This window comes from Nocardioides cynanchi, from assembly GCF_008761635.1.
Taxonomy (GTDB): Bacteria; Actinomycetota; Actinomycetes; order Propionibacteriales; family Nocardioidaceae; genus Nocardioides; species Nocardioides cynanchi.
The window spans coordinates 3,588,126-3,602,381 of the sequence record NZ_CP044344.1; the positions used below are offsets into that span (position 1 = coordinate 3,588,126).

The 14,256-nt window shown below is 72.5% G+C and carries 16 protein-coding genes; 8 read left to right on the forward strand and 8 right to left on the reverse strand.

All coding sequences use genetic code 11. The features are described from left to right. Window positions 1-25: 25 nt before the first annotated feature. Window positions 26-832, forward strand: coding sequence for an SRPBCC family protein (locus E3N83_RS17395; RefSeq protein WP_151084400.1), 807 nt, complete (start codon window positions 26-28; stop codon window positions 830-832). Here the strand turns inward: E3N83_RS17395 and E3N83_RS17400 are convergent. The 3 genes from E3N83_RS17400 to E3N83_RS17410 all read right to left on the reverse strand — a co-directional run bounded on the left by E3N83_RS17400 (window position 822) and on the right by E3N83_RS17410 (window position 3,635). Then, entirely contained in the window at window positions 822-2,117 is a 1,296-nt protein-coding gene (locus tag E3N83_RS17400) for an MFS transporter (protein WP_151084401.1), read from the reverse strand. The two genes, E3N83_RS17395 and E3N83_RS17400, sit on opposite strands and share 11 nt — an antisense overlap. Window positions 2,118-2,223: 106 nt before the next feature. After that, entirely contained in the window at window positions 2,224-2,976 is a 753-nt protein-coding gene (locus tag E3N83_RS17405; RefSeq protein ID WP_151084402.1) for a DinB family protein, read from the reverse strand. A 92-nt stretch (window positions 2,977-3,068) separates the two neighbouring features. Beyond that, window positions 3,069-3,635, reverse strand: a complete 567-nt coding sequence (locus E3N83_RS17410; protein WP_202879261.1) for a P-loop nucleotide/nucleoside kinase family protein — start codon at window positions 3,633-3,635, stop codon at window positions 3,069-3,071. Window positions 3,636-3,769: 134 nt separating this feature from the next. On the opposite strand from E3N83_RS17410, the gene E3N83_RS17415 reads away from it, so the two are divergent. After that, window positions 3,770-4,939: a DUF2235 domain-containing protein gene (locus E3N83_RS17415; protein WP_191907850.1), complete on the forward strand. Its 1,170-nt coding sequence runs from the start codon at window positions 3,770-3,772 to the stop codon at window positions 4,937-4,939. Window positions 4,940-4,995: 56 nt separating this feature from the next. On the opposite strand, the gene E3N83_RS17420 is transcribed toward E3N83_RS17415, so the two are convergent. Continuing rightward, window positions 4,996-5,622, reverse strand: a complete 627-nt coding sequence (locus E3N83_RS17420; protein WP_151084404.1) for an alpha-ketoglutarate-dependent dioxygenase AlkB — start codon at window positions 5,620-5,622, stop codon at window positions 4,996-4,998. A 136-nt stretch (window positions 5,623-5,758) separates the two neighbouring features. On the opposite strand from E3N83_RS17420, the gene E3N83_RS17425 reads away from it, so the two are divergent. From E3N83_RS17425 to E3N83_RS17435, 3 genes are read left to right on the forward strand one after another with little or no spacing between them, the layout of a single operon-like run. After that, window positions 5,759-6,493, forward strand: coding sequence for an ABC transporter ATP-binding protein (locus E3N83_RS17425; RefSeq protein WP_151084405.1), 735 nt, complete (start codon window positions 5,759-5,761; stop codon window positions 6,491-6,493). A 1-nt stretch (window position 6,494) separates the two neighbouring features. Then, entirely contained in the window at window positions 6,495-9,029 is a 2,535-nt protein-coding gene (locus E3N83_RS17430; protein WP_151084406.1) for an ABC transporter permease, read from the forward strand. A 44-nt stretch (window positions 9,030-9,073) separates the two neighbouring features. Further along, the gene (locus tag E3N83_RS17435) at window positions 9,074-9,784 is read left to right on the forward strand and encodes a GntR family transcriptional regulator (protein WP_238342964.1); all 711 of its coding nucleotides are present in this window, start codon (window positions 9,074-9,076) and stop codon (window positions 9,782-9,784) included. Window positions 9,785-9,787: 3 nt separating this feature from the next. Here E3N83_RS17435 and E3N83_RS17440 read toward each other — a convergent pair whose 3' ends face one another. Then, window positions 9,788-10,144, reverse strand: coding sequence for a hypothetical protein (locus E3N83_RS17440; RefSeq protein ID WP_151084407.1), 357 nt, complete (start codon window positions 10,142-10,144; stop codon window positions 9,788-9,790). A 123-nt stretch (window positions 10,145-10,267) separates the two neighbouring features. Here E3N83_RS17440 and E3N83_RS17445 point away from each other — a divergent pair, with 123 nt between their 5' ends. The 3 genes from E3N83_RS17445 to E3N83_RS17455 are packed head-to-tail and all read left to right on the forward strand — an operon-like array spanning window position 10,268 to window position 11,648. Then, window positions 10,268-10,972, forward strand: coding sequence for a copper homeostasis protein CutC (locus E3N83_RS17445; RefSeq protein WP_151084408.1), 705 nt, complete (start codon window positions 10,268-10,270; stop codon window positions 10,970-10,972). Further along, window positions 10,969-11,247 carry a DUF4031 domain-containing protein gene (locus E3N83_RS17450; protein WP_151084409.1) on the forward strand — a complete coding sequence of 93 codons (279 nt, stop codon included), beginning with the start codon at window positions 10,969-10,971 and terminating at the stop codon, window positions 11,245-11,247. Before E3N83_RS17445 ends, E3N83_RS17450 begins: the two co-directional genes overlap by 4 nt. Further along, the gene (locus tag E3N83_RS17455) at window positions 11,247-11,648 is read left to right on the forward strand and encodes a VOC family protein (protein ID WP_151084410.1); all 402 of its coding nucleotides are present in this window, start codon (window positions 11,247-11,249) and stop codon (window positions 11,646-11,648) included. Before E3N83_RS17450 ends, E3N83_RS17455 begins: the two co-directional genes overlap by 1 nt. Here the strand turns inward: E3N83_RS17455 and E3N83_RS17460 are convergent. From E3N83_RS17460 to E3N83_RS17470, 3 genes are all read right to left on the reverse strand, one after another. Further along, on the reverse strand, window positions 11,639-12,277 hold the full coding sequence (locus tag E3N83_RS17460; protein WP_151084411.1) for an HD domain-containing protein: 639 nt from the start codon (window positions 12,275-12,277) through the stop codon (window positions 11,639-11,641). The two genes, E3N83_RS17455 and E3N83_RS17460, sit on opposite strands and share 10 nt — an antisense overlap. Continuing rightward, window positions 12,277-13,182: an oxygenase MpaB family protein gene (locus E3N83_RS17465; RefSeq protein WP_151084412.1), complete on the reverse strand. Its 906-nt coding sequence runs from the start codon at window positions 13,180-13,182 to the stop codon at window positions 12,277-12,279. The genes E3N83_RS17460 and E3N83_RS17465 overlap by 1 nt, the downstream gene beginning before the upstream one ends. Before the next feature lie 121 nt (window positions 13,183-13,303). After that, window positions 13,304-14,251, reverse strand: a complete 948-nt coding sequence (locus E3N83_RS17470) for a phosphotransferase enzyme family protein (RefSeq protein WP_151084413.1) — start codon at window positions 14,249-14,251, stop codon at window positions 13,304-13,306. Between the last annotated feature and the right edge of the window lie 5 nt (window positions 14,252-14,256).

The following is a 14,256-nucleotide window of genomic DNA, read 5'->3' on the forward strand; positions in this document are numbered from 1 at the left end:
CCCGCCTTGAAGGAGGCCACGAACCATGGAGCTCACCCACGAGTTCACCGTCCCGGTGCCGGTCCAGGAGGCCTGGGACCACTTCCAGGACATCGCCTCGGTCGCCCAGTGCTTCCCCGGAGCCCAGGTCACGAGCGTCGAGGACACCACCTTCAACGGCTCGGTGAAGGTGAAGCTCGGGCCGATCTCGCTGGTCTACAACGGCAGCGGGACCTTCACCGAGAAGGACGAGACCGCGCACCGTTTCGTGGTCGACGCCAAGGGCAAGGACAAGCGGGGCAACGGCACGGCCGGCGCCAAGGTCACGCTCGCGATGACCCCGAACGGCGACTCGACCGACGTGAAGGTGGAGACCGACCTGGCGATCACCGGCAAGCCGGCGCAGTTCGGTCGTGGCGTGATGCAGGACGTCTCCGACAAGCTGCTCAACCAGTTCGTCGCCTGCCTCGAGCAACGGATGGCGCGGGAGGACTCGACCGCGGCGCCGGCCGAGCCGGCGGCTGCCGACCAGGCGGCTGCCGTCCCGGCCGCCGCCGAGGTGACCCCCGACCCCGCCGCGCCCTCCTCCGAGACTCCCGCCGCGGCGACCCCCGACCCGGCGGCACCGGCTCCGGTCGCCTCGGCTCCGGCAGCCGCACCTCCTGCGGCTGCGGCCGCGCCCCCCGCGGCCGCTCCGAAGCACGCAGCGCCGGCGGCAGCGTCGCCGCGCGGCTCGGACGACGCGCTGGATCTCGGCGCCACCGTGCTGCCGGTGCTCGCCAAGGCCTACTGGAAGCAGGCCGTGGGTGCCCTGGTCGTGATCGGGGTCGTGGTCTGGCTGGTCACACGCTGACCGACCGGTCGTCCGGCGCGGTGTGCACGCCGTTCACTCCGGGCGGCAGGCGGCGCTCGAGATCGGCGGCGACCAGCACGACAGCGCCGCAGCCGACCACCAGCAGGCCGATGTAGGCCACGCCGAGGGAGTGGCCGATCAGCCAGCCCGCCGTGACCGGGCCGATGATCGCCGCGAGCGAGAACGCGCCGGAGCTGAGCGCGTTGTAGCGGCCGCGGAGGTGGTCGGGCGCCAGGTCGTTGACCAGCGCCGGGACGGTGGGCTGCATCAGCGTCTCGCCGAGCGCGAACACCGAGGTGCACGACGCCACCAGCAGGGTCGCGCCGAGCGTGCCGGGCACCAGCCCCGAGGCTCCGAGCAGCAGCCACGCGAACGACCAGATCAGTGACATCACCATGATCACGCGGGTGCGGCGTCGGCCGTCGATCCAGCGGAGCACGATCAGCTGGAGCACCACGATCACCAGCGTGTTGCAGGCGTAGGCCAGACCGAGCCCGGCCGTCGAGATCCGCCCGATGTCGCGGGCGAACGCCTGGGTGCCGGCATTGAGCTGGGAGTAGCCCACGAACGACGCGACGAAGCTCAGCGCCACGACCCCACCCACCGCGGGACGGCGCAGCACCTGGAGGTAGCTCTCGGCCGGTGGCGGCCCGTCGTCGTGCACCGGGCGGCCGGCAAGGTGGCGCAGCGGCACGGCGAGGAGGTAGATCGCGGGCAGGAAGCTGGCGGCGTCGGCGAGGTAGATCGCCTGGAAGGTCACCGGGTGGTGCACGTCGACGAACAGCCCGCCGACGATCCCGCCGATCCCGATGCCGAGGTTGAGCAGGGTGAAGTTCAGCCCGAAGTAGCGCTGCCGCAGCTCCGAGGGGATCGCCGCCGCGATCAGGCTCTGCGAAGCCGGCCAGGAGACCCCGAACGCCATCCCCTGGAGGCTGACCGCGATCACGGCCTGGGGCAGCGCGGAGGCAAAGGCCAGCACGATGTCGGCCACCACGAGCAGGCTGGTGGAGCAGAGCACGATCACCCGCGCGCCGTACTTGTCGATGACGGCTCCGCCCGGCCCGACGACCAGGAACCCGATCAGCGGCCCCAGCCCGATCAGCCAGCCGACCTCGCTCAACGAGAAGCCACGGATCTCGTGGAGGTAGACCACGAGGAACGGCAGCACCAGCCCGGTGCCGAGGAACTCCACGACGACCACGGACAGCAGCAACCGACCCTCGCGCGGCAGGCCGTTCCAGAACGTCGTGAGGGAGGGCGGGCGGGCAGCAGTGTTCTCGGACATCTCCTCGACCCAACCAGCCCCCACCGACAGTCGCACCGGGTTTTCCCCGGCCGCCTACCCGGTGGTCGAGCGAAGTCGAGACCACGGGCGCCGGTGGTCGCGTCGATCAGTTGGAACCGGTATCGAGCGCATCGAGGTCGCGCACGGCGTAGCGGTGGTGCTCCCACTCCTCCTCGAGGATCACGTGGAGGCACGACCGCGTGGTCTCGCTGTGGGAGGGGTCGTGCGGGTTGCGATGGACCGCGTCCAGCTCGTCCGCTGTGACCGCAGCGAGGAAGTCACGCACCATCGCGACCCGGTCGGCGCGCGCCTCGAGGACGTCGTCGTACGTCGGGTCGACCGCGGTTGCCGGCCGGCGGGCGTCCTCGGCCTGGCTCTCGACGTCGATCAGGCCGAGCGGGTGGTAGGGCTCATCGAGCTCCAGGACACCACGGCCCAGCCACGTGTCGGTGGCCAGGACCAGGTGCCGAAGGGTCTGGGCGAACGACCACTCGCCGGCCACCTGGACGTCGACCGTGCCCGCCGGCATCGCCGCGGCTCGTTCGAGGGTGGCCGCCCAGGTGCGCTGCAGGGCAGCCCATGCCTCCCGCAGGCCCTGAGGATCTTCGGCGCGCTGCTGCTCCCGCCCCGGGAACCGGCGGTTGAGCTCGGCCTCGACGAACGGCGTGACGTCGACGCCGTTGACGAGCAGGGGGCTCTGCTCGCTGAGCAGCCACGGAGCGTCGATGTCCGCACCGTCGACCTGGACGCCACGCATCACGACGCCGGAGAGGTCGGCCCGGACGAACCGGGCACCGCGCAGGTCGGTGTCGACGAACTCCGTGCCCGTCAGGTCGTCGGGCGGGGTGAAGGTTGGCATGCGGGTGCCTCCTCGAGCGACCTCGACGGTGCGGTCCGAGCCGGCTGGTGCCGATCGGCTCCACCGTTACTACCAGTCGTCGCCCACCGTTGTCAGTGGTCACCGCCTGACGACGTCCGGTCGAAGCGCGGCAGCGACGGCCAGCGATCGCTGGCCCAGGCGAACCAGCTCTCGAAGTCGCCTGGTGCGGCCGGGACCGCGGCGTAGGAGAGCTCCGCCGGGGAGGGCGGCACGCAGAGCGCCAGGAACTGGTCGTGGTCGTCGTCGGTCATCGGGAAGGTCGTCTCGGGGGCCGTCCTCCAGCGCGTGGTCGCTCGTTCCCGACGCTCCGCCTCGTCGAGGGTGACCCAGCGCAGGTCGAAGCGTGCTCCGACGGACTCGGCCACCATCCGGATCGCGTAGCGCTCGTCGGGTGACCAGCAACCGAAGTCGAGGATCACCGAGGCCCCGCTGCGCAGGACCTCGTGGGCCACCCAGATCAGGCGCCCTTCGAGGATGTCCCGGCGCCCGTTCGCGTCGCTGTGCCGGAAGAGTGGAGCCATCCACTCGTCCGGAGTGAGGCGCAGGATGCCCTCGTCCTCGGCGATCCGGCGCGCCAGCGTCGTCTTGCCGGCGCCCGGCAGCCCCACGGTCAGGTACAGCACGGGCGACTCCGTCACCCCGCGATGCTCACAGTCACCTCACCTGCCCGGCAAGCGGGATTCGACGTGCGTGTGGCCGCCCCCATCGGCCTCCGCCTGCGTCCCTCTGCGGGCCGATGCGCGCCGGGGGTGGGAGGTGCCAGCATGGCCACATGAAGCGACTGGTGGTGTGCTGCGACGGGACGTGGAACAAGCCCGACAGCGAGAACGTCACCAACGTCGAGAAGATCGCACGCACGGTGCAGAGCGACCCGTCGGCCACGGGCGGCGCCTACCAGCTGGTCTACTACATCAGCGGGGTGGGGGCCGGCAGCTACGAGGCCGACCGGCTGCTGGGCGGGGCGTTCGGCTTCGGGCTCTTCCACAACGTCATCGCCTGCTACCGGTTCCTGGCCCAGAACTACGAACCCGGCGACGAGATCTTCATCCTCGGCTTCAGCCGCGGCGCCTACACCGCCCGGTCCGTCGCCGGGATGCTCGCCGGTGTGGGGCTGCTGACCAAGCTGGCGCTGGTCGAGGAGCGGCTGCCCGAGGCGGTCCATCTCTACCAGCGGACCTCGATGCCCGAGGGCGCCTTCGGGGAGAGTGTGGAGGAGTTCAAGCACGACCACTGCCACGCCGCGAAGGTGACCTTCCTCGGTGTCTTCGACACCGTCGGGGCGCTCGGGGTGCCCGGCTTCGAGCGGGACACGCCCCGCTTCCACAACGTCCAGCTCAGTGACCAGGTGCTGTGCGCGCGACAGGCGCTGGCCATCGACGAGACCAGGCTGAAGTTCGCGCCCACGCTCTGGGAGGCGCCAGCCGATCCCCCCGGTGCCCCGACCGAGGACCCACGGGTCAAGCAGGTGTGGTTCGAGGGTGCCCACTCCGACGTCGGGGGCGGCTACGCCCAGACCGGCCTCTCGGACACGGCGCTGCTGTGGATGGCGCGCGAGGCGCACGCCGCCGGACTGGTCTTCGACGCCGACCTCCTCGGCACCTACGTGAACAGCGGGTCCGACCCGATCTGCCACAACCCGCTCAGCCTGCTCTACAAGCTCGACAACGAGATCCTCGGAGCCAAGGAGCACCTGCCCTGGCAGGACGAGGAGAGCGAGTTCAGCCACGGACTGCGGCTCCTCACCAACGACCGCGCGCTCTCCGTGCGGGTGTCCTACTCGGCCGTCCGGCACTACGAGGAGGGCGGCTACGCGCCGGGCAACCTGGTGGCGTTCGCCGAGCAGACCGGCGGCTTCGAGGGGATCATCGAGCACGTCGTCCGGCTCCCGGAGGCCGGCACCGACCTGACTGACCTGGCGAGCCCTCCGGTCGCTGCGGGCTGACCGGATCGACCCGGCACAGCATCGACCGGGCACAGGATCGACTTGACGGTTACCGATCAGAAGACCCCGCGCGGGCGGAACTGCACCGAGATCCGCGGGCCGGCGCGCGCGACCTTGGGTACGGCGTGCTCCCAGGTGCGCTGGCAGGAGCCGCCCATCACCAGCACGTCCCCGTGCCCCATCTCGAAGGTGAGGGAGTCTCCGCCACCGCGCGGCCGGAGCCGGAGCTGGCGCGGGTCGCCGAAGGACACGATCGCGACCATGGTGTCCTGGCTGCGACCCCGGCCGATCGTGTCTCCGTGCCAGGCGACGCTGTCGCGACCGTCGCGGTAGTAGCAGCAGCCGGCGGTCACGAACGGCTCGCCCAGCTCCGGGAGGTAGTGCTCGGAGAGCGCCTCCCGGGCCTCGTCGAGCACGGGGTGGGGGAGCGGCTCGGCCTCGCCGTAGGTGTGCACGAGCCGCGGCACGTCCACCACCCGGTCGTACATCTGCCGGCGCTCGGCCCGCCAGGGCACGTCCGCGACCAGGCGTGCCAGCACCTCGTCGGCGGCGCGGCACCAGTCGCGGCGGACGTCGACCCACGCGCCGCGGGTCAGGGTGTGTCGGACGGTGGAGGCGAGATCGCCCAGGGTGGGCGCCCCCGTCTCCAGCGCCGTCTCGAACAGGGTCCCCTGGAAGTCCATCGACTCAGGATACCACGGAGTCGAACGTGTGTTCGATCGCCCGGGCGGATCCCAGACCGACCCCGGGGCCGGCCCGGGGGCGGGCCGGGGCCGACCCCGATGGAGAGCGCTTGGCCGTCGTTGGCAGGCTGAGCCCGTGAGCGCACCCGCGGCCCGGATCCGCGACCTGACCAAGACCTACGGGTCGGGGGACGCACTGGTGCGCGCGCTGGACGGGGTGAGCCTGGATCTCGAGGCCGGCCGCTTCACCGCGATCATGGGGCCCAGCGGCTCGGGGAAGTCCACGCTCATGCACTGCGCGGCGGCCCTCGACCGCGCCGACTCCGGCACGGTGCACATCGGGGACGAGGAGATCTCGCGGCTGGGGGACAAGTCGCTGACCCGCCTGCGCCGCGACCGGATCGGCTTCGTCTTCCAGGCCTACAACCTGATCCCGACGCTGAGCGCGGAGGAGAACATCCGCCTGCCCCAGGCGATCGCGCGCCGCCGCCCGGACCAGGAGTGGTACGACGAGGTGATCGACACCGTGGGCCTGCGCGACCGGCTGCGGCACCGGCCCAGCGAGCTGTCCGGCGGCCAGCAGCAGCGCGTGGCGGTGGCCCGGGCGCTGGTCGGACGGCCCGAGATCGTCTTCGCCGACGAGCCGACCGGCAACCTGGACAGCCGATCGGGGGCGGAGATCCTCGAGCTGCTGCGTCGCAGCGTCGACCAGCACCACCAGACGGTGGTGATGGTGACCCACGACCCCGTCGCCGCGGCGTACACCGACCGGGTCGTGTTCCTCTCCGACGGCCGGGTCGTCGACGACCTCCGCGACCCCGAGCGCGAGCAGATCATCGCGCACATGGCCGCCGCCGAGCCCGGGGACTGAGATGCTCCGCGCCACGTGGAAGAGCCTGCTCGCGCGCAAGGTACGCCTGCTGATGAGCACGTTTGCGATCGCCCTGGGGGTGGCGTTCGTGGTCGGCTCGCTGGTCTTCTCGGCCGCTCTCAGCGCCGGCTTCAACCGGCTCTTCGGTGCCTCGGTCGGCGACGTGGTCGTCCGGCCGGCGGGCGCGACGACCCTGAACGGCGACCCCTCCACCCGCACCGTCCCCGCGTCGCTCGTCGACCGGCTGGCCCAGGTGCCCGGCGCCGCGCGCGCCGACGGCAACGTCCAGGCGCTGGGCGTCTTCGTGATCAGCGTGGACGGCAAGGTGGTCGGTGGCCTCGGCGCACCGACGTACGGCATCAGCTACTCCACGGCTCCGGCCGAGCACGGCGTCCCCGGCCTGGCGCTCCTCGGTGGCCACGCGCCGCACGGGCCGCACCAGATCGCCCTGGACGAGCACACCGCCGGAGCCGGCGGCTACCACCTGGGAGACCAGGTCCACGTCGTCACGGCCGGCCGCAAGGCGGTGCTGTCCGAGCGGCTCGTCGGCATCGTCGGGTACGCCGACAACACGTCGCTGGCCGGCGCGACCCTCACCGTCTTCGACGTCCCGACGGCCCAGCGGCTGTTCCTGCACGGGAAGGACGCCTTCACCAACATCTGGGTGACCGCCGACCACGGCGTCTCGCAGACCAGCCTGCGCAGCGCCGTCGTGCAGGCACTGCCGCCACAGGTGAAGGCGGTCACCGGTGAGGACGCCGCCAACGAGTCGGCGAGCGGGGTGCTGCGCGGCGTGTCCTTCCTGCGCACCTTCCTGCTGATCTTCGCCGGGGTCGCGCTGGTGGTCGGCGCCTACCTGATCGTCAACACCTTCTCGATCCTGGTGGCACAACGCAGCCGGGAGCTGGCGCTGCTGCGGGCGATCGGTGCGTCGCGACGACAGGTCTCGCGCAGCGTGCTGCTCGAGGCGCTGGTGCTCGGGCTCTTCGGCTCCACCGTCGGGCTGGCGCTGGGGGTGGGGCTGGCCTATGCCATCCGCTCCCTGATCGGGCTGATCGGTCTCGACCTCGGTTCGCAGTCGCTCACCCTCACCGGGGAGGCCGTCGTCGCCGGCTACGGGACGGGTGTGGTGGTGACGATGGCGGCGGCCTGGCTGCCCGCGCGGCGTACCACCAGGATCACGCCGGTGCAGGCGCTGGGAGACGTCGTCGCCCTGCCCGAGTCGTCGATCCGCTGGCGGTTCGCGCTCGGCATGTTGCTGGCGGTGGCCGGTGCCGGTGCGGCGCTCGCGGGGCTGTTCGCCACGGTGCCGCACTCGGGCTACTGGGTCGGGGGCGGCATCCTCGCGGTGCTGCTGGGCGTCACGGCTGCCGCACCGATCCTGTGCCGCCCACTCCTGGCTGCGGCGCGGTGGGCGTACGCCGGGATGTTCCGCGCCGTCGGCAACCTGGCCGGACAGAACGCCCTGCGCAACCCACGGCGTACGACGGCCACCGCGTCGGCCCTGATGATCGGTCTGGCCCTGGCCTGCACCATGTCGATCATCGGGGCGTCGGCCAAGGCCTCGGTGGACCAGGCGATCAGCGAGAACTTCATCGGCAACTACGTGGTCGGGAGCGGCTTCGGGCAGCCGTTCTCGTCGCAGGTCGCGACCCGGATCGCGCACGTGCCGGGCGTCACCAAGGTGGTTCGGCAGCGCTACGCGTTCATCGAGGCCGACGGCAAGCGCGAGGCGCTCACCGGCGTGGACCCGCGCCAGATCGACGACTTCGGTCTCCACCTCTCGGCGGGTACCACGGGCCTGGCCGGCCGCACGGTGCTGGTCAACCAGAAGTACGCCGACCGACGGCACGTGGCGGTCGGCGACACCGTGCGGATCGGCAAGCTGCCGGTCGGGACCCGGACCTTCCGGGTCGGGGGGATCTATGCCGACACCCCGCTCGTCTTCGACTTCGTGGTCTCGATCGACAACCTCCGTCGGGCCGGCTTCGAGGACAGCGACAACTTCCTGATCGTCTTCACCCGGCACCAGTCCGCCGCGACGCTGAGCCGTCTGCAGCACCAGGTGCGCTCGCTGCCGGTGGTCACGGTGCAGGACGAGACGGCCTTCGCCCAGCAGCAGCGGGCGCCGATCGACCGGTTGGTGCTGATGGTCGACGCCCTGCTCGGCCTGGCCCTGGTGATCGCGGTCCTCGGCATCGTCAACACGCTGGCGCTGTCGATCATCGAGCGCACCCGGGAGATCGGCCTGCTCCGGGCGATCGGGCTGGGCCGCGGGCAGCTGCGGCTGATGGTCACCCTGGAATCGGTGGTGATGGCGGTGCTGGGTGCGGTGCTCGGCGTGGCTCTCGGCGTGTGCTTCGGCGTCGCCATGATGTACGCCGTCCGCGACCAGGGGCTGAAGGTGATCGCCATCCCCTGGGCGCAGCTGGCGGTCTTCCTGGGCCTGGCCGTGGTGATCGGGGTCGTCGCCGCGGTGCTCCCGGCACGTCGGGCCGCCCGGCTGGACGTGCTCGCCGCCATCTCGGCGACCTGACCGTTCGACGTCCCGCAGCGCTCGTTTCCCCCTAGAATCCGGGGGTGGAGGAGTTGCTCGTGCCGATCGGTACGACGCTCAAGCACGTCCAGGTTCGCGAGTACGTCCGAGCCCTGATCCAGGACCTTCCCGAGGGTGCCCCGGCGCCGTCGGAACGCGGGCTGATGCAGCACTTCGGGGTGGCGCGGATGACGGTGCGCCAGGCGATCGACGCCCTGGTCGCCGAGGGACTGCTCGAGCGCGCGCCGGCCAGAGGCACCTTCGTGTGCAAGAACCCGCGGCCGGCGTCGCGGCCGTTGTCGTTCGCCGAGGACGCCGCGGCCCGGGGCTGGGAGATCACCACCGAGACCCTCCAGTCGGGGCTTGGTCAGGCCGGACCCGGGGTGGCGAAAGCGCTGGGGATCACCCCCGGCGACGCCGTCATCCACTGGCGCCGCCGACGCCGGCTGGACGACGTACCCCTCTGCTACCAGGACGTGTACCTCAACGAGGTCCTGCTGCCGGGCTTCCTCCAGACCGGGCTGCCCCACAGCCTGTACTCCCTGCTCGCCGCGCGCGGCCTGCGGCCGACGGTCGCCGAGGACCGCTTCACCGCCGACCTGGCCAACGAGTCCGACGCCGAGCTGCTCGACCTCGCGGTCGGCGACCCCGTGCTCCGGCACTCCCGCCGCGGGCTGGTGGGAGACGCGGTGATCGAGCTGTCCCGGTCGGTGTTCGCCGGTGCGCGCTACACCTGGTGGGGCCATCTGGGCTGACGGTCAGCCCGCGGGCCCCAGCCGGCCCAGCTGGGCCACCGTCCGACCCGACTCCTCGCAGACCCACCGCGGCATCGGACCGCCGATGTCCGGCTCGATGTAGAGCGCGTGCTCGGGCACCTCGGGGTCGCAGGTCAGACAGACCGGCCACCGGCCCAGCGTGCCGAACAGGGCGTCCTGCACGTCCTGGGCGACCAGGCCCGCGACGAACGCCTCCCCCTCGGGCCACTGCTCGGCCCACCAGCCGCGGTTGGCGCAGGCGTCCTCCAGCGCGTCCACCGCGTCGGGTACGGCGCGGTCGCGTGCCTGGAGGTCGGCCAGCACGAGAGCCCGGGCGGCGAGCAGGAGCGTGTCGTCCACGCTTCCGATTGTGCCCCGCTGCCGGGCACGGTGCCCCGCAGACGCCGGAAAAGAGCATCGACGGCGGGGTTCTGGCTGCTCACGTGCCGCGGTGAGGCCGGGCCACAGCCCTAGGCTGTGGCCATGTCGGCGTCGGGTGTGGTGCTGGAGGTCAGCGTCTCCGAGCCACGCGACGTCGCCGGCGCCGCGGAGGGTGGTGCCGACCGGCTGCACGTCGTCGTCCCCGGGCCGACCTGCGGCCTCTCGCCCGAGCCGGCGCTGGTCAGCACGATCGGCCGCGAGAGCGAGCTGCCGGTCTTCGTGCTGCTCCGGCTCAACGACACCTGGTCGACCACCGGCGGCGAGTTCGCCCGCCTGATCGGCCTCGCGGAGGACTACGTCGCCAGTGGTGCGACCGGTGTCGCGTTCGGCTTCCTCGACGGCGACCTCGAGATCGACACCGAGACCTGCTCGATGCTGCTCGGCCGGCTGCCCAACGTGCCCTGGACCTTCACCCGCGCGATCGACTCCTCGCTCGACCCACGGCGTTCGTGGCGCCGGCTGCTCGACCTGCCGCGGCTCGTGGCCGTGCGCTCGGCCGGCTCCCCCCAGGGCATGGCGGTGGGGTACGACGACCTGCTGGCGTCGGTGACCCCGGCGATCGCGCCGCTGCTGATGCCCGGCGGCGGGCTGGCTGCCGAGCACGTGCCGTGGCTGCTCAAGGCCGGGGTGCGGCAGCTCCACCTCGGTGCCCAGGTCCGGCCCGGTGGGTCCGCCAAGGCCTACGTCGACGCCACCTACGTGCGGTCGTGGCGCACGCTGGTCGACGACCAGTCGCTGGGCCGATGATCCTGATCGACCCGGCCAACGCGCCCGGCCACGGCCGGCTGTGGTCCCACCTCGCCAGCGACACGTCGTACGACGAGCTGCACGCCTTCGCCCGCAGGATCGGCATCCCCGAGCGGGGTTTCGACCGCGACCACTACGACGTACCGTCCGAGAGGTACGACGTCGTCGTCGCCGCCGGCGCGGTGCCGGTCAGCTCGCGCGAGCTGATCGTCCGGCTCCGCGCGGCGGGTCTGCGGCGGCGCAAGCACTCACGACGGGCTCTCGAGGAGGACTGATGCGCGGACGGACCAACCAGGCAGGCGCCGACCGGTGGCAGCGCAAGGACTGGTGGGGCGTCAACGTCGAGGCCCCCGACCCGCGGGGGCTGCTCGCCTTCTGGTCGGAGATCCTCGGCGTGCCGATCCATGCGGTCGACGAGACCGGCGGGTCGCTCGACTTCGGGGAGGGCGTCGGCTCGTTCACCGTCCAGCGCGCCGACGTCTACGAGCCCCCCGTGTGGCCGCCCGAGCCGGGGAAGCAGGGCATGCAGATGCACCTGGAGGTGGAGGTCGACGACCTGGCTGCCGCGGTCGAGCACGCCGTCGAGCTCGGTGCGACGGTGGCCGACCACCAACCCCAGGAGGACGTGCGAGTGATGCTCGACCCCGCCGGGCACCCGTTCTGCCTCTACACCTGACCGTCAGCGGGTCCTCGGCCGAGGCGGGCGAGCTCGGCCGCCAGGTTGGCGCGGGCGGCCGGCTCCCACCGCTCGCGGGCGTACGCCGTGTGGAACAGCCGGTCGCGGGCGCCCAGGTCGCGGAGCACGGCCGCGCGGCCGACGGCGAAGTCGGCGTCGGACACGTGGGCGTAGTCGCGGCGGACTCCGGCCACGTAGGCCGCGTAGCGCTCCGGGGATGCCGCGAGGATCGCCAGGTCGGCGTCGCAGAGCACCTGTCCGATCAGGTCGTCCGGGGCCGGGTCGTGGTGCTCGGTGAGACGGACCAGGCGGGCGACCTCGGCGGCATGCGGGGTGTCGGCCAGGGAGTCCTCGGCCCAGAGGGCGCTGCGGTCCTCGTCACCGCGCAGCCCGTCGTAGACCCCGTCGTGGAACCACGCGGCCAGGCGCAGGGTGGTGGGGTCGAGGGGGTCGCCGGGGTCGGCCACGGCGGCCGACCCGGTGAGCTCGTCGATCCGGTCGAGCACCTCGGTCAGGTGGAGCCCGTTGTGATAGCCCCGGTCGGGGTCGCCGTACGCCGCCAGCAGGGCGTCGCGGTCATCCTCGTGGTCGGGCAGGGGCCAGCGGTCCGCGAGCTGGTCGGGCGTCATCAGCTCGCGGCGCCGAGCCCGGGTGCGTCGGCCTCGCGCTGGGCCTGCAGCCGCGCCACGACCGACGGGTCGCTGGTCATCGCCCAGCGGATGGTGCGGGTGGCCAGCGCGCCGAGCGGTCCGGCGACCCGGTCGTGGACCAGCGGGATCGTCGGCAGCCCCAGGGGCCTGCGGGACCACTGCGGCATCAGGCCGATCGACGCCGCGACCAGCACGCCGTACGGCAGCCGCGCCGGGAGCGGCAGGTCGGGGTGCCAGATCAGGTAGGACACCGCCTCCCGGGCGTGGTCGGTGACGGTGAGCTCGGGGCGGAAGCGCGCCATCGCGGCCTCGAGCTCGGCCTCGGTGGTCGGCGGGTCGAGGGCGCCGAGCTTGCGCGCGACGAAGGCTGTTTGCGCGACGTACTCGTCGCGGCCGGCCTGGTCGAGCGGCCGCGCGCCGTACCGTTGGTGCGCCAGGAGGAAGCTGTGGATCTCGGCGATGTGCACCCACTCGAGGAGGTGCGGGTCGGTGGCGGTGTACGGCGTGCCGTCGGGCATCGTGCCGACCACCCGCTCGTGGATCGCCTTGACCACGTCGACGGCCTGCTGGGCGTCGTCGGCCATGCCGAAGGTGGTGACCGCGAGGAAGCGGCTGGTGCGGGCCAGGCGGCCCCAGATGTCGCCGCGGTAGCCGGAGTGCTCGGCCACCGCCGTCATCGCCTGCGGCTGCAGGGTCTGGAGCAGCACCGCGCGCAGGCCGCCGACGTACATCGACGCCTCGCCGTGCACCCGGGTGATCGGGCTGCCCGGCTCGAACCAGCGCGGCCCCGGCGTCCCGTGGATCCGGTCGCGGTGGATGGTGCCCTCCGGCCCGGCGACCCGGGCGAAGATGGCGTCGTTCAGCCGCTCGCGGATGCTCCCCATGCGGTCGAGCGTACGGGGGGGCTGGTTTCACCGGTGTACCGGGGAAACCGTCGCTTCTCAGCCGAAATATCAGCCGAGAAGCGACGGTTTCGGCTGGGGAGTCCGGGGTGGGCCGGCGCCCTCAGGCGAGCGTGGCGACCAGGCGTTCGACGTCGGGCAGCAGCAGGGGCTGGCCCAGGAACTCCTCCACCCCGGCCAGCGACCGGGCCCGGCTCTCGCTGTCGCGGGCCGCGAGCCACATCCGGATGTGCCGGTGCCCGATGTGGTGGAGCTGCGCGACGGTCAGGGCGAGGTCCTCCGGCGACGTCACGCGACCGGGCCCGCCGGCGTCGCGGTACGCGTCGTACAGCAGCCGTTGTCGCCGCGGGTCACCCTGCCCGAACTCGACGACCAGCATCGCCACCTCGCGGGCGGGGTCGCCGGGGCCGGCGTTGTCGAAGTCGATCACGCACGCGGTGCCGTCGGAGCTACGACGCCGCAGGTTGTCCGCCCACAGGTCGAGGTGCAGCATCTGCACCGGAACCATCGGGGTCAGCAGCGACTCGACCGCCAGCAGGTGCGGGAGCATCTCACCGAGCCGGTCGGCGTACGGCGCGCCCGCCCCGCGCGAGGCCTTGAGCACCGCCCGCCACTCGCGCTCCCCGACCGGGGCCTCGAACCACGCGTGCACGCCCCCGACCCCGGGCCGGCGTACGGCGTGCAGCGCGGCCAGCAGGGAGCCGACCTCGACCGGGTCCAGGCCGGGGTCCGGATCGTCGAGGTCGACCCAGCCGTAGGCCCGGAGCAGCTCGCCGCCCACCTCGGCGGAGTGCCCACCGGCGACGGAGAGCCGCGGCTGGGGCGTCGGGACCCCGGCCTCCCAGCACGCGCGATGGAACGCGCCGGACGCCTCGGCCTCGGCGACTTCGGCGTCACCGACCGGGTCGAGCGACTCCTTGACCGCCCAGACGCCGGTGTCGGTGACCAGGCGGCGTACCTGCCCGAGCTCACCACGCGCCACCGGTTCGCTCAGCGACTCCGCACGGCCCAGGCCGAAGGCGTCGGCCACGGACTGCGCATCGGGACACATGCGGC

Bases quoted from the DNA above. Each gene is read 5' to 3' on its own strand.
- E3N83_RS17395 (WP_151084400.1), top strand. From the start codon at position 26: ATGGAGCTCACCCACGAGTTCACCGTCCCGGTGCCGGTCCAGGAGGCC.
- E3N83_RS17400 (WP_151084401.1), bottom strand. From the start codon at position 2,117: ATGTCCGAGAACACTGCTGCCCGCCCGCCCTCCCTCACGACGTTCTGG.
- E3N83_RS17405 (WP_151084402.1), bottom strand. From the start codon at position 2,976: ATGCCAACCTTCACCCCGCCCGACGACCTGACGGGCACGGAGTTCGTC.
- E3N83_RS17415 (WP_191907850.1), top strand. From the start codon at position 3,770: ATGAAGCGACTGGTGGTGTGCTGCGACGGGACGTGGAACAAGCCCGAC.
- E3N83_RS17420 (WP_151084404.1), bottom strand. From the start codon at position 5,622: ATGGACTTCCAGGGGACCCTGTTCGAGACGGCGCTGGAGACGGGGGCG.
- E3N83_RS17430 (WP_151084406.1), top strand. From the start codon at position 6,495: ATGCTCCGCGCCACGTGGAAGAGCCTGCTCGCGCGCAAGGTACGCCTG.
- E3N83_RS17445 (WP_151084408.1), top strand. From the start codon at position 10,268: ATGTCGGCGTCGGGTGTGGTGCTGGAGGTCAGCGTCTCCGAGCCACGC.
- E3N83_RS17450 (WP_151084409.1), top strand. From the start codon at position 10,969: ATGATCCTGATCGACCCGGCCAACGCGCCCGGCCACGGCCGGCTGTGG.
- E3N83_RS17455 (WP_151084410.1), top strand. From the start codon at position 11,247: ATGCGCGGACGGACCAACCAGGCAGGCGCCGACCGGTGGCAGCGCAAG.
- E3N83_RS17460 (WP_151084411.1), bottom strand. From the start codon at position 12,277: ATGACGCCCGACCAGCTCGCGGACCGCTGGCCCCTGCCCGACCACGAG.
- E3N83_RS17465 (WP_151084412.1), bottom strand. From the start codon at position 13,182: ATGGGGAGCATCCGCGAGCGGCTGAACGACGCCATCTTCGCCCGGGTC.
- E3N83_RS17470 (WP_151084413.1), bottom strand. From the start codon at position 14,251: ATGTGTCCCGATGCGCAGTCCGTGGCCGACGCCTTCGGCCTGGGCCGT.